General features: G+C 72.2%; 9 protein-coding genes and 1 pseudogene. 6 read left to right on the forward strand and 4 right to left on the reverse strand.

Features of this window, described 5'->3' with window-relative positions; genetic code table 11:
- Positions 1 to 360 (reverse strand): annotated as a pseudogene (locus E8A12_RS09950) (hypothetical protein); the annotation flags it as partial.
- Positions 357 to 1,061 (reverse strand): uroporphyrinogen-III synthase, encoded by a 705-nt coding sequence (locus E8A12_RS09955; protein ID WP_293368182.1) that lies wholly within the window; start codon positions 1,059 to 1,061, stop codon positions 357 to 359. The pseudogene E8A12_RS09950 and the gene E8A12_RS09955, both read right to left, overlap by 4 nt.
- A 75-nt stretch (positions 1,062 to 1,136) precedes the next feature.
- On the opposite strand from E8A12_RS09955, the gene E8A12_RS09960 reads away from it, so the two are divergent.
- Complete coding sequence (locus E8A12_RS09960; RefSeq protein WP_293368184.1) at positions 1,137 to 1,619, forward strand: hypothetical protein; 483 nt, start codon at positions 1,137 to 1,139, stop codon at positions 1,617 to 1,619.
- A 2-nt stretch (positions 1,620 to 1,621) separates the two neighbouring features.
- Positions 1,622 to 1,795, forward strand: a complete 174-nt coding sequence (locus tag E8A12_RS09965; protein ID WP_293368185.1) for a hypothetical protein — start codon at positions 1,622 to 1,624, stop codon at positions 1,793 to 1,795.
- Here E8A12_RS09965 and hemC read toward each other — a convergent pair.
- Positions 1,792 to 2,763, reverse strand: a complete 972-nt coding sequence (hemC, locus tag E8A12_RS09970) for a hydroxymethylbilane synthase (protein ID WP_293368188.1) — start codon at positions 2,761 to 2,763, stop codon at positions 1,792 to 1,794. The two genes, E8A12_RS09965 and hemC, sit on opposite strands and share 4 nt — an antisense overlap.
- A 70-nt stretch (positions 2,764 to 2,833) precedes the next feature.
- On the opposite strand from hemC, the gene tsaD reads away from it, so the two are divergent.
- From tsaD to E8A12_RS09990, 4 genes are read left to right on the forward strand one after another with little or no spacing between them, the layout of a single operon-like run.
- Positions 2,834 to 3,940, forward strand: coding sequence for a tRNA (adenosine(37)-N6)-threonylcarbamoyltransferase complex transferase subunit TsaD (tsaD, locus tag E8A12_RS09975; protein WP_293368198.1), 1,107 nt, complete (start codon positions 2,834 to 2,836; stop codon positions 3,938 to 3,940).
- Positions 3,937 to 4,923, forward strand: a complete 987-nt coding sequence (locus E8A12_RS09980) for an NAD(P)H-dependent glycerol-3-phosphate dehydrogenase (RefSeq protein WP_293368190.1) — start codon at positions 3,937 to 3,939, stop codon at positions 4,921 to 4,923. The genes tsaD and E8A12_RS09980 overlap by 4 nt, the downstream gene beginning before the upstream one ends.
- A gap of 1 nt (position 4,924) precedes the next feature.
- On the forward strand, positions 4,925 to 5,209 hold the full coding sequence (locus E8A12_RS09985) for a YciI family protein (protein ID WP_293368192.1): 285 nt from the start codon (positions 4,925 to 4,927) through the stop codon (positions 5,207 to 5,209).
- Positions 5,196 to 5,555 carry a Rieske 2Fe-2S domain-containing protein gene (locus E8A12_RS09990; protein ID WP_293368194.1) on the forward strand — a complete coding sequence of 120 codons (360 nt, stop codon included), beginning with the start codon at positions 5,196 to 5,198 and terminating at the stop codon, positions 5,553 to 5,555. Before E8A12_RS09985 ends, E8A12_RS09990 begins: the two co-directional genes overlap by 14 nt.
- Before the next feature lie 110 nt (positions 5,556 to 5,665).
- On the opposite strand, the gene E8A12_RS09995 is transcribed toward E8A12_RS09990, so the two are convergent.
- The coding region (locus E8A12_RS09995; protein ID WP_293368196.1) for a creatininase family protein at positions 5,666 to 6,196 on the reverse strand (531 nt) is incomplete at its 5' end.

Here is a 6,196-nt window from a genome sequence, read left to right on the forward strand (position 1 = left end):
CGCGGCGGCGGCGGCCTGGGAGGCGTGGGTCTGCTGGGTCTCGAGCGTCGCGACGCGCGCGCCCAGCCTGGCCACATCGGCGGCCGGCGCGGCGGGCGCGACGGCGGCCATCGCCGGCGTCACCGGGGCGGACGCAGCGGCGGGCGCGGGCTCCACGGCGGCCGGCGCTTCGGTCGGCCTGGCTGCCGGCTTCGGTCCGAACCACCGCGGCCCGAGCTCGGCGATGGCCACGCCGGCCAGGACGCAAAGGAGCATCAGCGCGATCATCGCCCAGAAGGTCGCGCCCAGCAGCGGCCGCGGGCGATAGGCGGCCGGGTCCTTCGGCGCGGTGAAGTCTGAGACGTCGGTGGGCGGGATCATGGATTGCGGTCTATCAGATTCAGCAGCGCCCCTTCGAGAGGCATGGAGGGAAACACCCGCGGCCCGATCTTGGCGCGGGCGAGTGGCTTGACCACGGCCTTGGACAGGCCGAGCGCCCTGAGTTTCGGGGCCGGATTTGTCTTCAACAGGGCGGCCAGCACCTGGGCGGCGCGGGGCGAATGCAGCAGGACTGCGTCGCTGGTCACCAGCCTTGCGGCCTCTTCAGCGTCGAGGGTCAGGGGCGCGGTCTCGTAGAGGACGATACGGCGGGCGCTGACGCCCTGCATCTCAAGGGCGCCCACCAGATCGCCGGCCGGCTCGGCGGCGCTGGGGTTCAGCACGATCCCGCGCAGTTCGCCGCGCCGCTGGCCGATGCCCTCGGCGAGGGCCTCCACGTCGCCATCGGCGGAGAGCACCAGCTTAAACCCCGCGGCCCGCGCCGCCTGGGCGGTCGCCGCCCCCACCGCGAACACCCGCAAGGCCCGCTCGGCGCTGATGTCGGCGAAGGCGCGCACGCCATTGGCGCTGGTGAAGGCGAGCGCGGCGACGCCGCCAAGGTCGATCTGCACGTCGGGCAGGGCGCGCACCGCCAGCAGCGGCGCAATCACCGCCTCATGGCCCAGCGCGCGCACCCGCTCGGCGGTGGCGTCCGCCCCGGGTTGGGCGCGGGTGATCCAGATCCTTTGTCGACGACGTGCCATGGCCCATCTTGTGCGACAGAGCCTTAACCTTCTGCAAACCGTGTTACGCCGTCTCGGACGAGCTGGAAGTGCGACATGCGAAGCCTGGCAGGCTGGATTTCAGCGGCGGCGCTGATCGTCGCGAACGGCGCCCTCGCGCAGGGCGCGGCATCCGCGGACGCCTTCGTGCGCGGGCTCTACGCCGCCTACCACGGGGCTGGGCCCGACTACCTGGGCCGCCAGGCCGCTTCGGTCTTCGCGCCGCCGCTGCTGCGGCTGATCCGACGCGACATCGCACTGACGCCGGCGGGCGACGTCCCGGACCTCGATGGCGATCCGATCTGCGACTGCCAGGATTCCGGCGGCCTCAAGTTGATCGACATCAAGGTCGAGGGCGTCGAAGGGGGCCACGCCACGGCGACGGCGCGCTTCCGAATCGCGGCCGACCGACGGATCGTGAAGCTGGACTTGGCCGCCGTTCAGGGGCACTGGCGCGTCAGCGACATCCGCACCGCCGAGACGCCGAGCCTGGTTGCGTACCTCACGCGAAGCCTGCGCGCCGTCCATCCGAAGGACTGACCATGGCCGATGACGCCGCCCCTCCCGAGGACGAAACCCCGATCCAGCGGGCGCTGCGCCTGAAGAAGGCGGCCATCGATGCGCGGCCGAAACCGCCGCGCGGAGGCAAGTTCCAGCGCGAGCAGGCGGCGGCGGCGCGCTCGTCGTCGAAGTCGAAGCCCTGGATGTCGCGCTAGAGGGGCGAGAGGTCGATCGCGTCGCCGGCGTCAGCCTTCACCGCCAGGCCCAGCGACATCCCCAAGTCCCTCGCGGAAGCCTGCGGATCGGTGAGTTCGGTCAGGTCCGCCTCGCCGGCGTGACGGAAACGCCTGCTCCCGTCCGTCGAAAGCGCCTCGACGATCAGTTTGAGATGCGCGCCTTCGAACCAGGCATGCGCCCCGATGGCCGTCTTGCAGGAGCCTTCGAGGGCGGAGAGCGCGCCACGTTCGGCGGCGACGGCGACGGTGGTTGGCATGTGCTGGATCGCCTGGACCCAGGCGGCGGCGCGGTCGCCGAGGCGGGTCTCGATGGCCAGCGCGCCCTGGCCGGGCGCCGGCGGGCATTCGATGGGGTCGATCAGGCTGCGCGGGAAACTCCCCAGGCCGAGGCGCTTCAGGCCCGCGTAGGCGAGCAGGATGGCGTCGGCCTCGCCGGCCGCCAACTTCGCCATCCGCGTATCGACATTGCCGCGCAGCATCTGGACGTCGAGGTCCGGGCGACGATGCAGCGATTGGGCCTGGCGGCGCAGGCTGGCGGTGCCGAGCCGTGCGCCCTGCGGCAGGTCTTCCAGGCTTTCGCAGATGTGGCTGAGGAAGGCGTCGCGGGGATCCTCGCGCTCGGGGATGGCGGCGATGCACAGGCCATCCGGCAGCAGGGCCGGCATGTCCTTCAGCGAATGGATCGCGCAGTCGATGCGGCCCTCGAGCAGGGCTTCCTCGATTTCCTTGGTGAACATGCCCTTGCCGCCGATCTCCAGCAGCCGGCGGTCCTGAACCCGGTCGCCGGTGGTGGTGATGACGACCAGCGGCGCAAAAGCCTCCACGGCCGCGGCGTCCTCGGGGTCAGCGCCGAGGGCGGCGGCGATGCGGCGCTGCATGTGGCCGGCCTGGGCGAGCGACAGCTTCGAGCCGCGGGCGCCGATCCGGACTTGCGGTTGCGTAGGCACGGTCGGAGGGCTACCTCGGGGCGGACTTCAGATGCGCCTGCTACAGGAGCGGGCGCCCCCCGGCAACCGGATGACCCCAAGCAGCCCATCGGGCGCCCAAATCGTACTCGGTCTGGAGACCAGCTGCGACGAGACCGCCGCGGCAGTGGTGCGGCGTGAGGCCGACGGCAGCGTGTCTGTCCTCTCCTCGATCATCGCCAGCCAGATCGCCGCCCATGCCCCCTTCGGCGGCGTGGTGCCGGAGATCGCGGCGCGGGCGCACGTGGAGAGCATCGACAGCATCGCCGCCCAGGCTCTGGCTGAGGCCGGCGTGGGATTCGAGGCGCTGACCGGGGTGGCGGCCACCGCCGGGCCGGGCCTGGTCGGCGGCGTGATGGTGGGGCTGTCGTTCGGCAAGGCGATCGCTCTGGCCCGCAGCCTGCCGCTCGTCGCCGTGAACCATCTGGAGGGCCACGCGGTCTCGGCGCGGCTGGCGGCGGAGGTGGACTATCCGTTCCTGCTGCTGCTGGTCTCGGGCGGGCATTGCCAGCTCCTGTCGGTGGATGGGATCGGGGCTTGCCGCCGCCTGGGCTCGACCATCGACGACGCGGCCGGCGAGGCGTTCGACAAGATCGCCAAGACGCTGGGCCTGCCCTACCCCGGCGGCCCGGCGCTGGAGGCGCTCGCGGCCACCGGCGACGCCAGCCGCTTCGAGCTGCCGCGCATGCTGCTGGGCCGCAAGGACCTCTCCTTCTCCTTCTCCGGCCTGAAGACCGCCGCCGCGCGGCTCGCCGAGGGCCTCACCACCGACGCCGAGCGCGCCGACCTGGCGGCCACCGTCCAGGCCGCCATCGCCAGCCAGCTGGCGGAGCGCAGCGACCGGGCCATGGCGGCCTACGCGCTGGCGCATGAGGGCCGGGGCCTGCGCTTCGTGGTGGCCGGCGGCGTGGCGGCCAACAAGGCGGTGCGGGCGCGGCTGCAGGCGGTGGCCGAGGCGCGCGGCTTTTCCTTCACCGCGCCGCCGCTCGCCTATTGCACCGACAACGCCGCGATGATCGCCCTGGCCGGCGCCGAGCGGCTGGCGCTCGGCATATCCGACCCGCTCGATGCAGCCGCCCGGCCCCGTTGGCCGTTGGATGAAGCCGCGGCCAGCGCCAACCCGACGCACGCGCCCGGCCGCAAGGGTGCGAAGGCATGACGCGAGCAGGCGTGATCGGCGGGGGCGCCTGGGGCACGGCCCTGGCGCAGGTCTGCGCGCGGGCCGGGCTGGAGACCACTCTCTGGGCGCGGGAGCCCGACGTCGTGCGCGGCGTGAACCTCGACCACGAGAACACCAGCTTCCTGCCGGGCGTCGACCTCGATCCGGCGATCCGTGCGACCAGCGACTTCGCCGACCTCGCCGCCAGCGAACTGGTGCTGGCGGTGACCCCGGCGCAGCACCTGCGCGCCTCCCTGACCGCCTTCGCGCCCCATGCCCGCGAAGGCGTGCGCGTGCTGCTCTGCGCCAAGGGGATCGAGCAGGGCTCGCTGAAGCTGATGACCGAGGTCCTGGCCGAGACCATCCCTCAGGCGCAGGCCGCGGTGCTTTCGGGCCCCAGCTTCGCGCGCGACGTGGCCAAGGGTCTGCCCACGGCGGTCACCCTCGCCTGCCCCGATCCAGGCTGCGCCGAGGACTTGGCCGCACTGATCGCCACGCCGACCTTCCGGCCCTACTTCGCCACCGACATGATCGGCGCCGAGGCGGGCGGCGCGGTCAAGAACGTGCTGGCGATCGCCTGCGGCATCGTCGAGGGCCGCGGCCTCGGCCGCAGCGCGCACGCCGCCCTGATCACCCGCGGCTTCTCCGAACTGACCCGCCTGGCGGTGGCCCTTGGAGGCGAGGCGGAGACCGTGGCCGGGCTCTGCGGCCTCGGCGACCTGGTGCTGACCTGCTCCAGTCCGCAGTCGCGCAATATGAGCGTCGGCCTGGCGATCGGCCGTGGCCAGTCGCTGCACGAGGCGCTGCAGGGCAAGCTCTCGATCGCCGAGGGTGTCGACTCGGCGCCTGCCGTGCGGCGACTGGCGGCGAAGCTGGGCGTCGACGTCCCGATCTGCGAAGCCACCGCCGCCATCCTGGCCGCCGAGGTGGGCGTCGACGACGCCATCCGCGGCCTGCTCTCCCGACCCCTTCGCGAGGAATAGAATGGCGCTCTTCGTCCTGGCCTGTTTCGACAAGCCCGATGCCCTCGATCTGCGGATGGCCACCCGCGAGGCGCACCTGGCCTATGCGGGGAAGCACCGGGCGATGATCAAGGTGGCCGGACCCATGCTCGACGATGCGGACGGTATGGCCGGCTCGCTGTTCATCCTCGAAGCCGAGGACCGCGCCCAGGTCGAGGCGTTCAACGCCGCCGACCCCTATCAGCTGGCCGGCCTGTTCGGGCAGGTCGAGATCCGCGGCTTCCGGGCGTCCATTGGTCAGGTCTGAGGACAATCCCGCCCGTCCGGCCGCGGGCCAGCGCCTTTGCGCGGTGGCCGACCTGGCCGACCCGGGCTCCAAGGGTTTCCGCTTCCGCGCCGACAGCCGGCTGTTCGCGGGGTTCGTGGTGCGCGAGGGCGAGGCCGTGCGCGGCTTCATCGACCAGTGCCCGCACGCCGGCTGGCCACTGGGCTTCGACGACCGCTACCTGACCAAGGCCGGCGACCACATCCTCTGCGCCGGGCACGGGGCGCTTTTCAGCCTGCAGGGCGTCGGCGTCACCACCCCCTGCGTCGGCGAGCGCCTGACGTCGTGGCCCGTGGAGGTGCGCGGCGGCGAGGTGTTCACGGCGTGAAGTTGCTCCCCATCGGGGAGCTGTCAGCGAAGCCGACTGAGGCGGTCCTCAACGGAGTTTGGAGGAAGCTCCCCTCCGGCGCTTCGCGCCACTTCCCCCGAAGGGAGGATCTAAGACGCCGGCGCCGCCTCGGCCGAGAACGCCGCCACATCCTCGATCAGGGCGGCGACCGCCGTGGACACCAGCTCGCCACCCTTGTCCGGGGTGGCCTGGCCTGGGTCGGAGCCCATGCGGCCGTCGGGGTAGCGGGCGCGGAAGTCCAGCGCCTCGCGGATCGGTCCGGTGGGGGCGATCTGCGGCGCATAGTTGGCCGACTTGATCGAGTCCGGATAGCCCCACTGGGTGACCGCGATCTCGGACGGGGTGGCGTGGCTTCCGTGGCCGGTGGGGAACTGGCGGTTGGCGAGCGCGAAGACGCCCTTCAGCTCCCACCAGTTCTTCTGCTTGCAGGCGAAGCCGCGGTTGCGCTGGGCGTAGGTGGCCTCCGCGTAGAGCTCGGAGAAGGCCGCGTCGATGGTGGCGACGTTGCCGCCGTGGCCGTTCAGGAAATAGAGCTTCTCGAAGCCCGCCAACCCTAAGCTGCGGCACCAGTCGCCGATGGCGGCCATGAAGGTCGAGGGGCGCAGCGCGATGGTGCCGGG

Origin of the sequence: Phenylobacterium sp. (assembly GCF_004799395.1) — a bacterium.
GTDB lineage: Bacteria > Pseudomonadota > Alphaproteobacteria > Caulobacterales > Caulobacteraceae > Phenylobacterium.